At 70.5% G+C, this 17196-nt stretch carries 16 protein-coding genes, 2 tRNA genes and 1 pseudogene; 10 read left to right on the top strand and 9 right to left on the bottom strand.

All coding sequences use genetic code 11. The annotated features are described in order from the left end of the window. Positions 1-31: 31 nt before the first annotated feature. Together IOD16_RS03715 and tig are read right to left on the bottom strand one after the other, a co-directional pair. Positions 32-610, bottom strand: a complete 579-nt coding sequence (locus IOD16_RS03715; protein ID WP_123743663.1) for an ATP-dependent Clp protease proteolytic subunit — start codon at positions 608-610, stop codon at positions 32-34. A gap of 143 nt (positions 611-753) precedes the next feature. Further along, entirely contained in the window at positions 754-2112 is a 1359-nt protein-coding gene (tig, locus tag IOD16_RS03710) for a trigger factor (RefSeq protein WP_201438894.1), read from the bottom strand. Positions 2113-3266: 1154 nt separating this feature from the next. On the opposite strand from tig, the gene IOD16_RS03705 reads away from it, so the two are divergent. Further along, entirely contained in the window at positions 3267-4172 is a 906-nt protein-coding gene (locus tag IOD16_RS03705) for a LysR family transcriptional regulator (protein ID WP_123748058.1), read from the top strand. 89 nt (positions 4173-4261) lie between these two features. After that, positions 4262-4621, top strand: a complete 360-nt coding sequence (locus tag IOD16_RS03700) for a hypothetical protein (RefSeq protein ID WP_201438893.1) — start codon at positions 4262-4264, stop codon at positions 4619-4621. Positions 4622-4717: 96 nt separating this feature from the next. Here IOD16_RS03700 and IOD16_RS03695 read toward each other — a convergent pair. Continuing rightward, positions 4718-4794 (bottom strand) — tRNA-Pro (locus tag IOD16_RS03695). 61 nt (positions 4795-4855) lie between these two features. Here IOD16_RS03695 and IOD16_RS03690 point away from each other — a divergent pair. Then, positions 4856-4926, top strand: a tRNA-Gly gene (locus IOD16_RS03690). A gap of 268 nt (positions 4927-5194) precedes the next feature. After that, the gene (locus tag IOD16_RS03685; protein ID WP_201438892.1) at positions 5195-5536 is read left to right on the top strand and encodes a VOC family protein; all 342 of its coding nucleotides are present in this window, start codon (positions 5195-5197) and stop codon (positions 5534-5536) included. Positions 5537-5677: 141 nt separating this feature from the next. On the opposite strand, the gene IOD16_RS03680 is transcribed toward IOD16_RS03685, so the two are convergent. Continuing rightward, positions 5678-6394 (bottom strand): maleylpyruvate isomerase family mycothiol-dependent enzyme, encoded by a 717-nt coding sequence (locus tag IOD16_RS03680; protein ID WP_201438891.1) that lies wholly within the window; start codon positions 6392-6394, stop codon positions 5678-5680. Positions 6395-6477: 83 nt separating this feature from the next. Here IOD16_RS03680 and IOD16_RS03675 point away from each other — a divergent pair, with 83 nt between their 5' ends. Together IOD16_RS03675 and IOD16_RS03670 are read left to right on the top strand one after the other, a co-directional pair. Further along, positions 6478-7686: a GNAT family N-acetyltransferase gene (locus IOD16_RS03675; protein WP_201438890.1), complete on the top strand. Its 1209-nt coding sequence runs from the start codon at positions 6478-6480 to the stop codon at positions 7684-7686. 62 nt (positions 7687-7748) lie between these two features. Further along, positions 7749-8513: a hypothetical protein gene (locus IOD16_RS03670; RefSeq protein WP_201438889.1), complete on the top strand. Its 765-nt coding sequence runs from the start codon at positions 7749-7751 to the stop codon at positions 8511-8513. A 4-nt stretch (positions 8514-8517) separates the two neighbouring features. Here the strand turns inward: IOD16_RS03670 and IOD16_RS03665 are convergent, their stop codons facing one another. Together IOD16_RS03665 and IOD16_RS03660 are read right to left on the bottom strand one after the other, a co-directional pair. Beyond that, positions 8518-9321 (bottom strand): Fpg/Nei family DNA glycosylase, encoded by an 804-nt coding sequence (locus IOD16_RS03665; protein ID WP_123743677.1) that lies wholly within the window; start codon positions 9319-9321, stop codon positions 8518-8520. After that, positions 9321-9788, bottom strand: a complete 468-nt coding sequence (locus IOD16_RS03660; RefSeq protein WP_201438888.1) for a ribose-5-phosphate isomerase — start codon at positions 9786-9788, stop codon at positions 9321-9323. Before IOD16_RS03660 ends, IOD16_RS03665 begins: the two co-directional genes overlap by 1 nt. A 27-nt stretch (positions 9789-9815) precedes the next feature. Between IOD16_RS03660 and IOD16_RS03655 the strand changes: the two genes are divergently transcribed. Next, positions 9816-10526 carry a 2-phosphosulfolactate phosphatase gene (locus IOD16_RS03655; protein ID WP_236594734.1) on the top strand — a complete coding sequence of 237 codons (711 nt, stop codon included), beginning with the start codon at positions 9816-9818 and terminating at the stop codon, positions 10524-10526. A gap of 157 nt (positions 10527-10683) precedes the next feature. Here the strand turns inward: IOD16_RS03655 and IOD16_RS03650 are convergent. Together IOD16_RS03650 and IOD16_RS03645 are read right to left on the bottom strand one after the other, a co-directional pair. Then, positions 10684-12038 (bottom strand): annotated as a pseudogene (locus tag IOD16_RS03650) (aldehyde dehydrogenase family protein). A gap of 68 nt (positions 12039-12106) precedes the next feature. After that, positions 12107-12730 (bottom strand): mycothiol-dependent nitroreductase Rv2466c family protein, encoded by a 624-nt coding sequence (locus IOD16_RS03645; RefSeq protein WP_201438887.1) that lies wholly within the window; start codon positions 12728-12730, stop codon positions 12107-12109. Positions 12731-12950: 220 nt separating this feature from the next. Here IOD16_RS03645 and pepN point away from each other — a divergent pair, with 220 nt between their 5' ends. The 3 genes from pepN to IOD16_RS03630 all read left to right on the top strand — a co-directional run bounded on the left by pepN (position 12951) and on the right by IOD16_RS03630 (position 16115). Further along, on the top strand, positions 12951-15512 hold the full coding sequence (pepN, locus tag IOD16_RS03640; RefSeq protein WP_201438886.1) for an aminopeptidase N: 2562 nt from the start codon (positions 12951-12953) through the stop codon (positions 15510-15512). Between the two features lie 71 nt (positions 15513-15583). Beyond that, positions 15584-15814, top strand: a complete 231-nt coding sequence (locus IOD16_RS03635; protein WP_201438885.1) for a hypothetical protein — start codon at positions 15584-15586, stop codon at positions 15812-15814. Next, positions 15804-16115, top strand: coding sequence for a type II toxin-antitoxin system PemK/MazF family toxin (locus tag IOD16_RS03630; RefSeq protein WP_201438884.1), 312 nt, complete (start codon positions 15804-15806; stop codon positions 16113-16115). The genes IOD16_RS03635 and IOD16_RS03630 overlap by 11 nt, the downstream gene beginning before the upstream one ends. Before the next feature lie 146 nt (positions 16116-16261). Here the strand turns inward: IOD16_RS03630 and IOD16_RS03625 are convergent, their stop codons facing one another. Then, the gene (locus IOD16_RS03625; RefSeq protein ID WP_201438883.1) at positions 16262-17140 is read right to left on the bottom strand and encodes a helix-turn-helix domain-containing protein; all 879 of its coding nucleotides are present in this window, start codon (positions 17138-17140) and stop codon (positions 16262-16264) included. Positions 17141-17196 lie beyond the last annotated feature (56 nt).

The raw sequence follows: 17196 nt of genomic DNA, 5'->3' as shown, positions 1-17196 counted from the left end.
GGTCTCCTGGTGGCTGGTGCTCTGGTCGCGGTCAGTTGGTCGACGCCTGGCTGGCGCGGGTGATCACCTTGTCCACGAAGCCGTACTCGACGGCTTCCTTGGCGGTGAACCAGCGGTCGCGGTCCGAGTCGGCGATGATGCGCTCGACCGGCTGACCGGTGTGCTCCGCGATGAGCTCCGCCATCTCGTGCTTGGTCCGGGTGAGCATGTCCGCCTGGATCGCGATGTCCGCCGCCGTGCCGCCGACGCCGGCCGAGGGCTGGTGCATGAGGATTCGGGCGTGCGGGAGGGCGTGGCGCTTGCCGGGCGTGCCCGCGGAGAGCAGGAACTGCCCCATCGACGCGGCCAGGCCCATCGCGTAGGTCGCCACGTCGGGCTCGATCAGCTGCATCGTGTCGAAGATCGCCATGCCCGCGGTCACCGACCCGCCGGGCGAGTTGATGTAGAAGGTGATGTCCTTCTCCGGGTCCTCCGCGGCGAGGAGGAGGAGCTGGGCGACGATCTGGTTGGCGATGTTCTCTTCGACCTGCGTCCCCAGGACGATGATCCGCTCGCGGAGCAGACGCTCGTAGACCGAGTCGTTGAGGTTCATCCCCGTAGCCGCTCGCATCTCGGGCGTCGGGAAGGAATGCTGCGTCACGTCTGCCTGCCTAACTGTGCCTACTAGCTGTGCCGAAAAGAGTCTCGTAGCAACGACCTTAACGAAGGCGGGCGGCGTCGACGTCCCGACACCGCCCGCGTTCGCTCAGGGCTTCACTCCGCGTTCGCGGGTTCCGGCTCCTCGGTGGCCCTGGTCTCGCCGAACAGCTCGTCCAGGTCGAGGGCGTTGCCCTCGGAGTCCGTCACGGTGGCCTGGCGCACGACCGAGGCCAGCGCCTTGCCGCGGCGCACGTCGGCGAAGATCGCGCCGAGCTGGCCCGACTGCTGGGCCCGCTTGACGTACTCGTCGGGGCTGATGCCGAAGCGCTGCGCCTGGTAGATGATCCGCTCGGTCAGCTCGGCGTCGGTGACGTTGAGCTGCTCGGCGTCGGCGATGGCGTCCAGCACGAGCTGGGTCTTGACCGCCTGCTCGGAGGCCTCGCGCACCTCGGTGTCGAACTCCTCCTTGGTCTGGCCCTGCTCGGCCAGCCACTCGGCGAAGCGCGCCTCGTCGTGGTCCAGGGCGTGGATGGCGTCGTGCGCCCGCGCCTCGACCTCGCCCGCGACGACGGCCTCGGGCAGCGGCACCTCGACGCTGGCCAGCAGCGCCTCCAGCACCTTGTCCCGGGCCTGGACGCCCTGCTGCATCTTCTTCACGCGGCCCAGGCGGGTGCGCAGGTCGGCCTTGAGCTCGTCGAGCGTGTCGAACTCGCTGGCCAGCTGGGCGAACTCGTCGTCCAGCTCGGGCAGCTGGCGCTCCTTGACCGAGTTCAGCACCACGGTGACCTCGGCGTCGCGGCCGGCGTGGTCACCGGCGACCAGCGTCGTGGTGAAGTTCTTGGACTCGCCCTCGGAGGCGCCGACCAGGGCCTCGTCGATGCCCTCGACGAGCTGGCCGGAACCGATCTCGTAGGACAGGCCGGCGGTCTTGGCCTCCTCGACCTCCTCGCCGTCCACGGTCGCCGACAGGTCGACCACGACGAAGTCGCCGGTCTCGGCCGGGCGCTGGACGCCGGTGAGGGTGGCGAAGCGGGCGCGCAGCTCGTCGAGCTGGGTGTCCACGTCCTCGTCGGTGACCTCCTGGTCGTCGACGCTGACGGTCAGCTCGCCGAAGGCGGGGACGGTGATCTCGGGGCGGACGTCGACCTCGGCGGTGAACGCCAGGGACTCGCCGTCCTCGATCTTGGTCACCTCGAAGTCGGGGCGGCCGAGGGTGCGCAGCTCACCGGAGGTCACGGCCTCCAGGTACTTCGCCGGGATGGCCTCCTGGACGACCTCGTCCAGCACGGGCGCGCGGCCGATGCGGCTCTCCAGAACGCGGGCGGGGGCCTTGCCGGGGCGGAAGCCGGGGATGCGGACCTGCTTGGCCAGCTTGCGGTACGCGCGGTCGAAGTCCGACTTGAGCTCGTCGAACGGCACCTCGACGTTGATCCGGACCCGCGTCGGGCTCAGGTGCTCGACGGTGCTCTTCAACGTGGTCTCCTCGTAACGGGCATGACGTGCGGAACACCCCGTGAACGCGTCTGGGCGCGCCGGGATTCCGCCTGAGTCTAGGCGGTCGGCCGGCGTGGTGGCGCTAGCACCCCGGGTCGAGGCGCCGCAACCGGCCGCGGTGGGGCCGTCGGGCCATTGTCGCGGCAATACCCGCTCGCCGGGAATCCCTATTGCGGGGCAACGCCGGAATTCGTGGCGTCGGGGGAATTCCGCCCGTTCGGGCGACCCGTCCGGGTCGTCCCGCGGGGCCTCCCGGACGCCCGCCCGGACCGCCCGGCGGGCGCGGTGAAAATCACAACAGTGGTTCTTAACTCGGCTCCGGCGTGCCCGGGCGCCGTCGGGCCACGTGACCCGAGCCCGGCTCGCCAACCCGGTGTGACCAGACCGTGAATCCGCATTTTCGCGGTCTCACCAGAGGCAGATCGGGCGTACCTATGCGGCTCAACGGTCGATCGACAGGGCGATCCGCTAGGCCATTCGAGTGGCACTGGGAGCCGTGACCACGGCAGAGCGCGTCAGCACCGAGCGAGGCCACCGCGGAGTCGTGTAACACGTATGCCGTAGAGCCGACTAACAGTCGGCGACCGTCAGCGAGGGGAGGTTCGCCAGAAAGAGTGAATTGAGGCCGTTTGGAGTAGTGCCCGACAGAAAACTTTCACTTGTCGAGATGACTCCAACCGCCGTAGTCCATTAGTGTGGGTTTCAGGTAGCGTGACGCCCGGATCCGCATGTTGGACCAGCAATAATTGGCGTTGCCGGACGTTCTGGGGGGTCAGCAGCGGACGCAACCGGCAACCGGGACCGACAGGAACGAGCGAGACAATGTCATCGAGCTCTTTAACCACCTACCAGACAAGGTGCCGATGACCCGATGAGATCCATTCCGCCGCTGCCGAACACTATCCCAGGACAACTGCTGGGCGCCGGCTGTGACTTCGGGGTCCGACGGGCCTCGGGCACACCTCCCGGCCACCGCGTACCACCCCTCGCGGTAGCGCGGCGATGTTGATCGACCTCAGGCCACGCGCACGAAGAAGCGCAGCCAGGTCAACTGCCGCCACGCACAAGAGATCACGATGCCGTCCCGCACAGGCCTCATCGTGGACCACTTACACGCACCGTTGGGGAGCTCCATGGAGACGCGTCAGCTTTTGGCGTTCACAACTGTGGTTCAAACGGGCAGCTTCACCAAGGCAGCCGCCACGCTGAATTGCTCGCAACCCACTATAACCACTCGGATCAAGGCACTCGAAGAGACCCTCGGCGTGCCGCTGTTCCGACGACTTCCACGCGGCATCCAGATGACCTCTGCCGGTGTCGAGCTTTTGCCTTTTGCCCGGAACATCATCACCCTGACCGACAAGGCCAGGAAAGCGATCACGATGAACGGCGAGCCGCACGGCAAGCTGGTCATCGGCAGCGCACAGAGTCTGACCGACTACCGTCTGCTACCACTGATCGAGTACATGTGCTGGCGCTACCCGAGCGTCCAGATCTCACTCCACTCGCGCAACACCCAGGCCAACCTGACCTCGGTGCGTGAGGGACGACTGGACTGCACCTTCTTCATCGGCTCCGTGGAGCCCCGCGAGGGGCTGGAGACGACGGTGCTGTGCCCGGAGCCGCTGGTCATGGTCGCCGGTCCCACCCACGCCCTGACCAGGCGTTCGGTGATCACCGAGGACGAGCTGCGCGGGAGCACGCTCATCCGGGCCGAGAACGGCGCCAGCTACTACGAGCAGTTCGAGCAGGCGTTGGGCCTGCAGGAAGCGGAGTCGAAGTCGCCCGTGCTGGCGCTCGACTCGATCGACGCCGCCAAGCGGGCGGTCGCCTCGGGTCTGGGGATCTCGCTTGTCCCCGAGGTGACGGTCGCCGCCGAGCTGGGCGACGGCAGGCTCCGCCGACTGCCCTGGGTGCCGCCGTTCCGGGTGTACACCCAGTTCGCGTGGCGCCAGGACAACTCCACCAACCCGTCGGTGACGGCGCTGGTGTCGGCGGCGGCGCAGGTGGTCAGCGAGCAGGTGGCAACTCCGGCATGACACTGGGGAGCCGTTCTTGAGCGCCCGGGCGCGGGTGTGCTCAAGAACGGCCCGCGTTTCGCGGGACCGGCGCCGGGTAGCACGGACACATGACCGTCAAGGCGAGTGACCTGCGGGAGCTGCTGCTGTCCGACCTGCCGGACCCCACCCTGGTCCTGATCGGGGGCAGGCTCGAGGTGATCAAGGTGGACGACCTGGACGCGGACGACTTCCGCGACGCCGTGCTCCTGCTCTCCAGGACCGAGCTCCTCGCCAGAGGCGTCGACGAGACCTCACCGGACGACGTCCTGGAACGCCAAGCGGCCACGATCTGCACCGCGGTCGCCGACCTGGACCCCGCCAGGAGTCAGCCGACGACGCGTTCCCCGTCGACCACGGAATCCCGAACCCCCGACCGCCCATCCCCCTCGGCCCGACCGAACTCCGGCATCACTACCGGACCTCCGTGACCACCCGACCCACCACCACTGCCGCCCACGTGCGGCGACCCACCCGTCAGAAGCCAGCGGCCCTCCCCTCCGACGTGGAGGAAAGGGCCACTGAACTGGTCGGGGCGACAGGATTTGAACCTGCGACCCCCCGCTCCCAAAGCGGGTGCGCTACCAAACTGCGCCACGCCCCGGTCCACCCCAGCCTATCGCGACCAGCTAAGCTGACCACGCGCCCACCCCGGTAGGCGCGATGCGGGTGTAGCTCAATGGTAGAGCCCCAGCCTTCCAAGCTGGTCATGCGGGTTCGATTCCCGTCACCCGCTCTCGAACTCCCCTTGCAGGTCAACAGCGGTGCCACCCAATCTTGGGCAGCACCGCTGTCGTGTCTCTTGATCACGTCGTGCCATTAGCGTGCGATTAGCGCTGCTCACCCGGTGATCGGACTGGTCCGGCTCGGTCTCGCAGAGCGTCCGCCGGTAGATCGCCGGCGGATGTCCCATGTGGACGGTTGTGGTGTGCTCGGGCGCTTGGTGGTCGCACGTCGGGGTCGGGCGGCGGTTGGGGTGGGTGGTCGGCGGCTCATGATGGGGCATGCGTTTGGACCAGATCGTGGTGGACTGCGTCGACCCCGCGGGGCTCGTGAGGTTCTGGGCGGGGTTGCTCGGTGGGCGGCCGGTGGAGCGGGAGCATGGGTGGGCGCACGTCGTTCCGCCCGGGTGGCCCCGGATCTCGTTCCAGCCCGTGCCGGAGCCGAAAGCGGTGAAGAACCGGCTCCACCTGGACATCGGCGTGGACGACATCACGGCTGCCACGGAGAGGGCCGTCGGACTCGGGGCCAGGCCGCAGGGCGCGGTGCAGACCGACGAGCAGGGCAGCTTCCAGGTGCTGCTCGACCCGGCGGGCAACGAGTTCTGCTTCGTCAAAGCCGCCTAGGACGTCACGACGCGCCACAGGGCCTCGCCGAAGCGGATCGCCAGCACGACCATGAGGACGCCGATGGCGAAGGTCACCAGGCATCTCAGGATCAGGCGCAGCGTCGTCACGCGCCCAGTCTGCCCCGACGACGCCCGCGGATCAGCCGGTGGCGGCGGCGACGGCGGCGCGCAGTGAGCGCACCACCGAGACGTCCCCCTCCACCGACACGTGCTCCTCCCCGACCCGGCCCCACAACCACAGGTCCACCGCGGACGGCGAGCCGCTCACGACGGCCGCCGGGGTGGCTTGCGGGCAGTAGTCGACGACCCCCTCGTGCAGCGCCACGGTCCACTCCCGGCCCGGCACACGGAGCGTCACGGCTTGCCCTGACGTGTGAATTCCGGGTGGCTGGTGGCAGCCCAGCCACAGGTGCAGCACCTCGTCGATGCCGTCCGCGGCCAAGCCGAGCTCCAACGGCGCCGCCGAGCCGATCGCGGCCTGCGCGTCGAACCGGTGCACGGCCGTCTCGTGCGCCATCCGACGCACCCAGAACCCCAGGGTCCGGTCCCACGGGCACCACGTCGCCGCAGGTGACGCCGCACGCTCCGGATCCAGCACGGTGATCAGGGACGCCGCGCCGGTCCGGTACCAGTCGATCGGGTCGGCTCCCGGCGAGCTCTCCCACCCCACCGGGCGCGCGCCGCGGCCGATCCACTCCGCCACCATCCGGTGGATCGACCCGAGGTGCACGAGAAGGTCACCGACCGTCATGCCTGGGCACGCCGGCACGTCACGATCGAGTGGCGCGAGCTCTGCCGCGACCGCGAACGACTCCGCTTCGACGCGGAGCGCGCCGGCCAACGAGTGGGCATCCATCACCGCAGCATCGCCGAACGCACCACCCGCGGGCGACCCCGTATTGGATCGCGCGCGGCGACCGACCGGCGTATGAACGTGCCATGGCGCTCACCCTCCGCACCCTCGCCGCGAACGACCTCGCCGAGTTCCAGCGGGTCGTCAACTCGGCTTTCCTCTTCGACAGCGTCGAGGACCAGCTCGAACGGTGGCGTGGCCTGTTCGAGCCGGAACGGCACCACGCCGTGTTCGACGGTGACGAGCTGATCGGCGGCGGCGGCATCCAGAGCCGGCAGATCACGCTGCCCGGCGCCGGCCCGCAACCGGTCGCGGCGGTCACGTCGGTCGGCGTGAAACCGGGCCATCGGCGGCGCGGCGTGCTCACCCGCGTGATGCGCGCCCAGCTGCACGGCATGCACGAGGACGGCACCGAGGCGATCGCCGCGCTGTGGGCGTCGGAGGCCGCGATCTACCCCCGGTTCGGCTACGGGCTCGCGGCCGAGTTCACCCGGCTCGAGGTGCCGAGCGGCGCGAAGTTCCGGCCCGGCGTGTCGACGGGTGGCGAGCGGCTGCGCGAGGTGTCGCGGGACGAGGCCATGCCGTTCATGAAGGCCGTGTACGAGGACCTGCGGCCGAGCCGGACGGGGTGGCTGAGCCGCAAGGACGCCTCGTGGGACCACCAGTTCGCCGACACCGAGCGCGACCGCGACGGGCTTACCGCGTACCGCTACGTCCTGCACTCGCAGGGCTACGCGGTCTACCGGGTCAAGGCGGACTGGCGGGAACGCGGTCCGCGCAACGAGCTGCACGTGCGCGAGATCGCGGCACGCACCGATGAGGCGTACGCGGCGCTCTACCGGTACCTGTTGGACGTCGACATGGTCGGCGAGCTGAAGTTCTTCACCGCCGCCGACGACCCGGGCGTCCACCTGTTGGAGGACGCACGGCTCGCACTGCGCGGCCGGGGCGACTCGCTGTGGGTGCGGCTGGTGGACGTCGACCGCGCGCTCACCCTGCGCCGCTACCTCTCGGACGTGGACGTGGTGCTGGAGCTGTCGGACGAGTTCTGCCCGTGGAACGCGGGCCGGTGGCGGTTCACCGTGAAGGACGGCGCGGCCACCGTGCGGCGGGTGGACGACGAGCCGGACGTGGCGCTCGACGTGCAGGCGTTGGGCGCGGCGTACCTCGGTGGGACGAGGCTGGCGACCCTGGCGCGGGCCCAACGGGTGAGTGAGGTCACCGGTGGTGCGCTGAACGCCCTGTCACATGCACTTTCAGGTGATCGGGAGCCTCACTGCCCGGAGGTGTTCTGACCGTTTCGGGAACCTCCGCCCGGCGTGCGGCGTTTTCCGGGCAACAAGCACCGGGAGGGTCGATGACCACCACGATCGTGTTGCTCGTGCTGCTGGTCCTGGTCGGCGCGGTCTGGTATTCCGCCCGCTCCGCCGCCGAGAAGCGCCGCCGGGAGCTGGAGGACGCGCAGGCCGAAGCACGCCGTTGGGTGGAGCGGCTGGGCGGCCAGGTGATGAACCTGGCCGGCACGGACGTGGCCTCGCAGCAGGCCATGGCCGACGCGTCCGAGCGGTTCACCGCGGCCGGTTCGCAGATGGAGCAGGCGCGCACGGTGGAGCAGTGCCGCCTCGTCACGCAGACCGCGATGGAGGGCCTGTACTACGTGCGGGCCGCGCGCGTGGCGATGGACCTCGACCCGGGCCCCGAGCTGCCGGACCTCACCGGTCAGAGCCGGGCGGGCAAGGTGTCGGAGGAGCGGGACGTCACGGTGGAGGGCCACCGGTACGTCGCCTCGCCGCGGCCGGGCGCGCACACGCCGCACTACTACCCCGGTGGTGTGGTGGCGGGACGTCCGGTGCCGCAGGGCTGGTACTCCGAGCCGTGGTGGAAGCCCGCGCTGGTGGCGGGCGCGTGGGGCTTCGCCTCGATGATGCTGTTCAGCGCGATGTTCACGGGCATGGTCGGCGTGCCGGCGGCCGTGGCGTCCGAGGACCCCGGCGGTGACGACGGTGGTGACGGCGGCGATGGTGGCGACGGCGGCGACGCGGGCGGTGACTACGGCGGCGACTACGGCGGTGGTGACTTCGGCGGCGGCGACTTCGGTGGCGGGGACTTCGGCGGGTTCTGACCGCTCAGGCGGGTTGGCAGGTCGGGCACCAGTAGAGGTTCCGGCCTGCCAGTGAGGCGGCGGCGACGGGCGTGCCGCAGACCAGGCACGGTTGACCGGTGCGGCGGTAGACGTAGACCTCGCCGCCGTGCCGGTCCTGGCGCGGCGGGCGGCCGGTGACCTCGGGCAGGTCCTCGGGCCGCACGGTGTCGATGCGCCCGACCTTCACCCCGGCCCGCATGAGCACGGTCAGGTCGAACCACAGGTCGTCCCACAACGCCCGGTCCAGCTGGTTTCCGGGCACGAGCGGGTGCACGCCGTGCCGGAACAGCACCTCGGCCCGGTAGACGTTGCCGACGCCCGCGAGCACGGTCTGGTCCATCAGCAGCACGGCGATGGACTGGCGGGACCGGGCGATGCGCGCCCACGCCAGGTCGGGTTTCGCGTCACGGCGCAGCGGGTCCGGTCCGAGGCGGGCGCGCAGCGCGGCCACCTCGACGTCGGTCAGCACCTCGCACCGGGTCGGGCCGCGCAGGTCCGTCCAGTGGGTGGGGCCGACCAGCCGCATCCGCACCTGGCCGACCGGCTGGGTGACCGGGTGCGGCGACTCGGTGAACGTGCCGTAGAGCCCCAGGTGGACGTGCACGGTCGCGTCCGGCCCGTAGACGTGGAACAGGTGCTTGCCGTGCGCCTCGGCGCGCTCGAACAGCCGACCGTCCACAGCGGACGTGGCGAACCTGCCCTGCGGGCTCGACACCCGGACGGTCGAGCCCGCGTACCGGCGTCGGTGCAGCTTCGCCAGGCGGTGCAGCGTGTGGCCTTCGGGCATCAGGGCAGGGCCGGCGCCTCGCCGGTGCGCTCGTACTCGCGGAGGATGTCGATGCGCCGCGCGTGCCGCTCCTGCCCGGAGAACGGGGTGGCGAGGAACGCCTCCACGATCGCGAACGCCTCCTCGGTGGTGTGCATCCGGCCGCCGACGCCGATGAGCTGGGCGTCGTTGTGCTCGCGGGCGAGCTTCGCCGTCTCCACGCTGTAGGCGAGCGCGGCGCGGGCGCCGGGCACCTTGTTCGCGGCGATCTGCTCGCCGTTGCCGGAGCCGCCGATGACGATGCCCAGGCTGCCCTCGTCCGCGACGACGCGGCGGGCCGCCTCGATGCAGAACGGCGGGTAGTCGTCCTCCGCGTCGTAGGCGGCCGGTCCGACGTCGACCACCTCGTGGCCCGCGTCGGTCAGGTGCTTGACGAGGTGGGTCTTCAGCTCGAAGCCCGCGTGGTCCGATCCCAGGTAAACGCGCACGTCAGCAAGTCTGCCATCCTGGACCGCGTGTTCGGTCAAGAGGGTTGCCGGCTGCGCCTGGAGTGGGGTCCGGAGGGGGTCGCCGCGCTCGGTGAGCAGTGCGCGGTGCTGGTGATCGTGGACGTGCTGTCGTTCTCCACGGCGGTGGACGTCGTCGTGGCCCGCGGCGGGGCCGTGCGGCCGGTGCGCTGGTCGCAGCGGGAGACCGCCGCGCGGCCGGCGGACCCGTCGTGGACGTTGCGGCCGTCGTCGCTGGTGTCGGTGCCGGCCGGGGCGGAGTTGGAGCTGGCTTCGGCGAACGGCGCCACGTTGTGCTCGTCGGCCGGGGCCACGGGGGCGGTCGTGCTGGCGGGGTGCCTGCGCAACGCGCGGGCGGTCGCCGCGGCGGCTCGGGAGCTGGCGGCCGGCGGGCCGGTCGGCGTCGTGCCGGCCGGTGAGCGGTGGGGCGTGAACCTGGCGGAGCAGGGGGACGTCGGGCCGCTGCGGCCGGCGGTCGAGGACCTGCTGGGCGCGGGCGCGATCATGTCGTCCCTGCTGGGGTACGGGTCGGCTTCGGTGGAAGCGGCTCTGGCGGCGGAGACCTACGCGTGGGCGTCGGTGGAGGACGTGCTGGCCGGTTGCGTGTCCGGTCGCGAGCTGATCTCGACCGGCCACGCCGGTGACGTCGCCCTCGCGTCCCAGGTGAACGTCAGCGCCGCCGTCCCGCGCCTGACCGGCGGCGTCCTGCGCGCCGCCTGACCCACCCCCTCGCGAGAGTCCTGCGTTCAGGGCTCGAGAGTCCTACCTCCAGAGCGCATGAGTTCAACCCTCGGCCATACCGCCCGGTATGCGCGAGTGTTGAATTCGGGGTGCGCGAACGTACGACTCACGCGCCGTGAACGCAGGACTCTCGGGGTCAGCGTTGGATGGACTTCAGCTCGGTGAACTCGTCCAGGCCGTGCGAGCCGAACTCGCGGCCGTTGCCCGACTGGCGGTAGCCGCCGAACGGGGCGCTGGTGTTGAAGGCCGCGCCGTTGATGTCCACCTGGCCCGTGCGCAGGCGCTTGGCCACCGAGAGAGCGCGGTCGGTGTCCGCGGAGAACACCGCGCCGCCCAAGCCGTAGATGGTGGAGTTCGCGATCCGCACGGCGTCGTCCTCGTCCGCGTAGGGCATGACGGACAGGACCGGGCCGAAGATCTCCTCCTGCGCGATCACCATGTCCGACCGGACGTCGCCGAACACGGTCGGCGCGACGAAGAAGCCGCGGTCGAGGGGGCGGGAGGCGCCGCCGAGGGCGAGCTTCGCCCCCTCCGCGACGCCGCGCTCGATGTATCCGACGACGCGGTCGCGCTGGGCGGACGAGACCGCCGGGCCCATGCGCGTCGAGGGGAGAGCGGGATCGCCGGGCTCGTACTTGGCCGCGGCGGCGACCGCGATCTCCAACGCCTCGTCGTGCCGGGACGCGGGCACCAGCAGGCGGTCCACGCGCTGCACGCCTGCCCGTTGTTCATGTACGCGTTGCCCACGCCGATCTTCACCGCACGCGTCAGGTCGGCGTCCTCCAGCACGACGTTCGCCGACTTGCCGCCCAGCTCCAACGCCACCCGCTTCACCGTCTCGGCGGCCAGCGCGGACACCCGCCGACCGGCCCGCGTCGAACCGGTGAACGACACCATGTCCACCATCGAGTGACTCGCCAACGCTTCGCCGACCACCGGTCCGGTGCCGTGGACGAGGGAGAACACACCTTCGGGCACGCCGAAGTCGTGGAGCACCGCGGCGAGCAGGTCAGCGGTGAGGGGCGCCAGCTCGCTCGGCTTGAGCACGACCACGTTGCCCGCCGCCAGCGCGGGCACGACCTTGGCCACCATCTGCTGCAACGGGAAGTTCCACGGCGTGATGGCGGCGACGACGCCGACCGGTTCCCGCAGCACGAGCGAGTTCCCGAGCTCCGCGCCGTCGAAGTAGCCGGCGGCCAGCACGTCCGCCACCCCGCGCGCGATGCCCACGGGGTTCGGCACCTGCACCCGCGACGCGAACGTGGCGGGCGTGCCCATCTCCGCCGTCATGGTCGAGGCGAACTCGGCGGCCCGTGCCTCCAGGGCGTCGGCGATCGCCCGCACGAGGGCGAGCCGGGAGTCCGGGGCAGTGGCCGACCAGGCCGGGAACGCGGCGACCGCCCTGATCACGGCGGTGTCCACGTCGCCGACGGTGCCGGCGCGGACCGTGCCGACGACCTCTTCGGTGGTCGGGTTGACGACCTCGATCACTGCGGGCTCCCCGAGAACGATGTGACACTCCAGGACGAAACTCACCCAAGAGTGTCACATCGATCGGGTCAGGAGAAGTCCAGACCCCCGGTCCGGGTGCGCTTGAGCTCGAAGAAGTGCGGGAAGCTCGCCAACGCCCGCGCGCCGTCGAACACCTTCACCGCGTCCTCGCCGCGCGGGATCTTGGTGAGCACGGGCCCGAAGAACGCCACGCCGTCGATGTGGATCGTGGGCGTGCCGACGTCCATGCCCACCGGGTCCATGCCGCGGTGGTGGCTGGCCCGGAGGTCCTCGTCGTGCGCGTCGGTGTGCGCGGCCTCGGCCAGCTCCGCGGGCAGCCCGACGTCCTCCAGCGCCAGCTTGATGGCCTGGTCGTAGTCACGCGTCTTGCCCAGGCCCTCGTTGTGGATCCGGGTGCCGAGCGCGGTGTACAGGTCGCGCAGCACGCCGTCGCCCTCGCTCTTGGCCGCCGCGATGGCGACGCGCACCGGGCCCCAGCCGCGGTCCATCATGTCGCGGTAGTCGGCGGGCAGGTCGCGGCCCTCGTTGAGCACCGAGAGGCTCATCACGCGGAAGTCCAGGTCGAGTTCGCGCTGCTGCTCCACCTCGAGGATCCACCGGGACGAGATCCACGCGAACGGGCAGATCGGGTCGAAGTAGAAGTCGACCTTCGTACGTCCCTCTGTCGACATGCGGTGTTCCCTCCGTGGCTGTTCGTGAGCGGTGCGCCAGGTTCGGCGCTCCCATCGTGCTCAACCAGTCGACCGCACGCAGTCTTCCCTCGGACGCCAGTCCACTTCCGGGCGTCCCACGTGATTGGATGCGACTGTCGTGTTCACCGACTCGACACCCATTTCCCGTTCCGACGACGCCGGCGCCGAGGTCCCGTGGCGGCGGCAGACGAGGTGACCAGTGGCGGCACCCAACCTCACCCGCGACCAGGCGCAGCAGCGGGCTGCGCTGCTGGAGGTCGATTCCTACCGGATCGAGCTGGACCTGACCGACGGTGGCGGCAAGCCCGGCTCGGACACGTTCCGCTCGACCACGACGGTCGCCTTCCGCAGCCGGACACCCGGCGCGTCGGCGTGGATCGACATCGTGGCCGCCGATGTCCACCGCGCCGTGCTCAACGGACACGAGCTGGACGTCTCCGAGTACCGCGAGGACGACGGCGTCCACCTGCCCGACCTGGCCGAGGTCAACGAGCTGACCGTCGAGGCCGACTGCCGGTACATGAACACCGGCGAGGGCCTGCACCGGTTCGTCGACCCGGTCGACGGCGAGGTGTACCTGTACTCGCAGTTCGAGACGGCGGACGCCAAGCGCATGTTCGCCTGCTTCGACCAGCCCGACCTCAAGTCGGTCTACGACCTCGCGGTCACCGCGCCGCACCACTGGAAGGTCGTCTCCAACTCGGCGATCGAGTCCACTGTGGATGGCGCGGGCGGCGCGGACAGGCACGTCTTCGCCACCACCAAGCCCATGTCGACGTACCTGGTCGCGCTGGTCGCGGGCCCGTACGCCGAGTGGCGCGACGAGTTCAGCGACGGCGACGCCACCATCCCGCTGGGCATCTACTGCCGCGCGTCGCTCGCGCCGCACATGGACGCCGAGCGGCTGTTCACCGAGACCAAGCAGGGTTTCGGCTTCTACCACAAGGCGTTCGGGGTCACCTACCCGTTCGGCAAGTACGACCAGTGCTTCGTGCCCGAGTTCAACGCGGGCGCGATGGAGAACGCCGGCTGCGTCACGTTCCTGGAGGACTACGTCTTCCGCAGCCGCGTCACCCGCTACCTGTACGAGCGCCGCGCCGAGACCGTGCTGCACGAGATGGCGCACATGTGGTTCGGCGACCTGGTGACCATGCGCTGGTGGGACGACCTGTGGCTGAACGAGTCGTTCGCCACCTGGGCGTCGGTGCTGGCGCAGGCCGAGGCGACCGAGTACCGGCAGGCGTGGACGACGTTCGCCAAGATCGAGAAGTCGTGGGCGTACCGGCAAGACCAGCTGCCGTCCACGCACCCGGTGGCCGCCGACATCCCGGACCTCCAGGCGGTCGAGGTCAACTTCGACGGCATCACCTACGCCAAGGGCGCCTCGGTGCTCAAGCAGCTGGTGTCGTACGTGGGCCTGGACAACTTCCTGTCCGGTCTGCGGGTGTACTTCGGCAAGCACGCCTGGGGCAACGCGACGCTGGCCGACCTGCTCAACGCGCTGGAAGAGGCGTCGGGCCGCGACCTGTCGTGGTGGAGCGCGCAGTGGCTGGAGACCACCGGCCTGAACCTGCTGCGGCCCAAGTACTCGGTCGACTCCGAGGGCCGGTTCACCGAGTTCGCCGTGCTCCAGGGCGGCGCCCGGCCGGGCAAGGGCGAGCTGCGCACGCACCGGTTGGCGATCGGCGTGTACGACGCCGACGACTCCGGCAAGCTCGTGCGCACCCACCGCGTCGAGCTGGACGTGTCCGGCGAGCGCACCGAGGTGCCGGAGCTGGTCGGCGTGCACCGGGGCAAGCTGGTGCTGGTCAACGACGACGACCTCACCTACTGCACGATGCGGCTGGACCCGGACTCGCTGGCGTCGCTGATCGACCACATCGCCGACATCGCCGAGCCCCTGCCGCGCACGCTGTGCTGGTCGGCGGCCTGGGAGATGACGCGTGAGGCCGAGCTGAAGGCGCGCGACTTCGTGAACCTGGTGCTCGGCGGGCTGCACTCGGAGACCGAGGTCGGCGTGGTGCAGCGGCTGCTGCTTCAGGCGCAGACGGCGCTCTCGTCGTACGCGGACGTCTCGTGGCGCGACGAGGGCTGGCGCAGGTTCTCCTCCCGGACGTTGGAGCTGGCGCGCGCCGCCGAGGCCGGTTCGGACCACCAGCTCGCGTTCGTGAACGCGCTGGCCGGTTCCGTGCTGGACGAGGCGACGGTCGAGGTGGTGCGCGGCTGGTTGGACGGCTCGGACGTGCTCCCCGGCCTCGACGTGGACACCGACCTGCGCTGGCGGCTGCTGAACGCGCTGGTCGCGCACGGCGCCGCCGGGTTGGCCGAGATCCAGGCCGAGGAGGAGCGCGACCCCACCGCCACCGGTCGGCGCAAGGCCGAGTCGGCGCGCGCGCTGCGGCCGACGGTCGAGGCGAAGACCGAGGCGTGGGATCGCGCGGTGAACGACGACGAGCTGCCGAACGCGGTGTCCGAGGCGATCATCGCGGGCATCCAGCACCCCGGTCAGAAGGCGCTGCTCCAGCCGTTCGTGGCGCGGTACTTCGCCGACGCGGCCGACGTGTGGGACCGCCGGTCGAGCGAGCGGGCCCAGTCCATGATCGTCGGTTTGTTCCCGTCGTGGTCCATCTCGAAGGAGACGGTCACGGCGGCCGACGAGTGGCTGGCCGAGGAACGCCCGCCCGCCCTGCGGCGACTGGTCTCGGAAGGCCGAGCGGGCATCGTGCGCGCCCTGGCCGCCCAGGAGTTCGACCGGTCCTGAGGCTCGATGTACGACGTGCGGTGGCCCGATCGTGTCACCGCACGTCATACATCTCGTAGTACGCTTGCCACATGGGCACCATCACCTTTCGCCCGGACACCGAGACGGAACGGGCGCTGGAGCGCTTGACGGCTGACGGCCGCAGCGCTTCGGCCGCGATTCGCGAAGCCCTGCTCTTGGCCGCGAAGGTGCAGCAAGCCGAGGCGTTGCGCGAGGAGGCGCTGGCGTTGGCGGCCGACCCTGACGACGTGGCGGAAGCACGGGCCGTGCTCGCGGACCTGGAGCCGCTGCGTGCGCGGTGAGGTCTACCGCCTTCGGGCGCCGCGCAACCCCGCCGGGAACGAGCAGCAAGCCAGTCGCTACGCGGTCGTCGTCCAATCGAACGCGCTCCCGTTGAGCACGTGGCTGGTGGCGCCGACGTCCACCTCGGCCCGACCGGCGTCGTTCCGTCCTGAGATCGAGCTGAACGGGCAGCCGACTCGAGTGCTCGTGGAGCAGACGACAGCCGTCGACCCGCAGCGCTTGGGTGAGCTGGTGGGAAGGTTGTCCTTGCACGAGATGAACGAGGTGGATACCGCTCTTCGCACCGTGCTCGACCTGTGATCCGAAGGGGGACGGTCACGGCGGCCGACGAGTGGCCGGCCGAGGAACGCCCGCCCTGCGGCGACTGGTCCCGAAAGGCCGAGCGGGCATCGTGCGCGGAGCCGCTGCGGGCCCGGTGACGGCTGAGAGGTGAACGGGACGGCGCTTCAGGCGCTGTCCCGTTTCGCTTCCGGGGCGGAGCGGTGGTCGCGGTCGTAGGCGTCGGCCCAGCGGGCGAACACGTCACGCGAGTGGGCCGGGCTCAGGACCACGCGTTCCAGCTGCCGCATCTTGGCCTCGTAGGCGCTGATCGCGCTCGGGTCGTCGTGGAAGACCGTCGCCGTCTCGGTCTCCGCGTAGGCCAGCGGCTTGGTCGGCGACGAGAACGTCAGCAGGGTCGCGGAGTGGCGCAGGACCGTGTGCGACGGCGCGCTCATCGGGATGATCCGCGGGCTGATCCGCGACCACCCGCACATCAGCGTCAGGCGCAGCAGCTGGTCGCGCATGACCTTCGCGTCGCCGACGACGAGCCGCAACGCCGCCTCGTGGATGTAGATCACCATCTCCGGGCCGCCCGGCCTGCGCAACGCGTCCTGCCGCGTCATGCGCGCCTCCGTCAGGTCCCGGTCCCTGGTCAACGCGTACGCGTAGTCCTCGGTCTGCGCCAGGCTCGGCACCACCAGCGGCTCGTAGGTCGTCACCGTGCGGGCCGCGTGCTCGTGCACGGCCACCGCCGTCAGCGTGTCCGGCCACGGCTCGTGCCGGCGCAGGAAGTTGCCCGCGTCGACCTCGCTGGCGATGGCCAGGACCCGGTCACGGGTCGGCTTGTCCGCGCCGCACCGGCCGAGCAGCGTCCCGATTTCCCACGGGCTCGTGCCGCGACTGCCGGTTTCGAGTTTCGACAACTTGCCCAGCGACCAGCCGAGCGCGTCGGCGACGAACGCCGTCGACATCCGAGCGCGGTGCCGGACGCGCCGCAATTCCTCGCCCAATTCCCGACTGCGAGCCGTGCTCAACCTCGCGGACGGCCTTTCTTCGGACTCCATGACACCCCCTATGGCGCACATCTGCAAAGGGCGCGGCGGGCGGTGCGTGCAGCGAA

It is taken from the genome of Saccharothrix sp. 6-C (genome assembly GCF_016695385.1).
In the GTDB taxonomy this organism is placed as follows: domain Bacteria; phylum Actinomycetota; class Actinomycetes; order Mycobacteriales; family Pseudonocardiaceae; genus Actinosynnema; species Actinosynnema texasense.
The sequence above is the reverse complement of the archived record's forward strand: the minus strand, read 5'-3'. Positions and strand labels throughout refer to the sequence as shown.

Bases quoted from the DNA above. Each gene is read 5' to 3' on its own strand.
- IOD16_RS03670 (WP_201438889.1), top strand. From the start codon at position 7,749: ATGACCACCACGATCGTGTTGCTCGTGCTGCTGGTCCTGGTCGGCGCG.
- IOD16_RS03645 (WP_201438887.1), bottom strand. From the start codon at position 12,730: ATGTCGACAGAGGGACGTACGAAGGTCGACTTCTACTTCGACCCGATC.
- IOD16_RS03675 (WP_201438890.1), top strand. From the start codon at position 6,478: ATGGCGCTCACCCTCCGCACCCTCGCCGCGAACGACCTCGCCGAGTTC.
- IOD16_RS03715 (WP_123743663.1), bottom strand. From the start codon at position 610: ATGCGAGCGGCTACGGGGATGAACCTCAACGACTCGGTCTACGAGCGT.
- IOD16_RS03625 (WP_201438883.1), bottom strand. From the start codon at position 17,140: ATGGAGTCCGAAGAAAGGCCGTCCGCGAGGTTGAGCACGGCTCGCAGT.
- IOD16_RS03705 (WP_123748058.1), top strand. From the start codon at position 3,267: ATGGAGACGCGTCAGCTTTTGGCGTTCACAACTGTGGTTCAAACGGGC.
- IOD16_RS03700 (WP_201438893.1), top strand. From the start codon at position 4,262: ATGACCGTCAAGGCGAGTGACCTGCGGGAGCTGCTGCTGTCCGACCTG.
- IOD16_RS03685 (WP_201438892.1), top strand. From the start codon at position 5,195: ATGCGTTTGGACCAGATCGTGGTGGACTGCGTCGACCCCGCGGGGCTC.
- IOD16_RS03665 (WP_123743677.1), bottom strand. From the start codon at position 9,321: ATGCCCGAAGGCCACACGCTGCACCGCCTGGCGAAGCTGCACCGACGC.
- IOD16_RS03635 (WP_201438885.1), top strand. From the start codon at position 15,584: ATGGGCACCATCACCTTTCGCCCGGACACCGAGACGGAACGGGCGCTG.
- IOD16_RS03680 (WP_201438891.1), bottom strand. From the start codon at position 6,394: ATGGATGCCCACTCGTTGGCCGGCGCGCTCCGCGTCGAAGCGGAGTCG.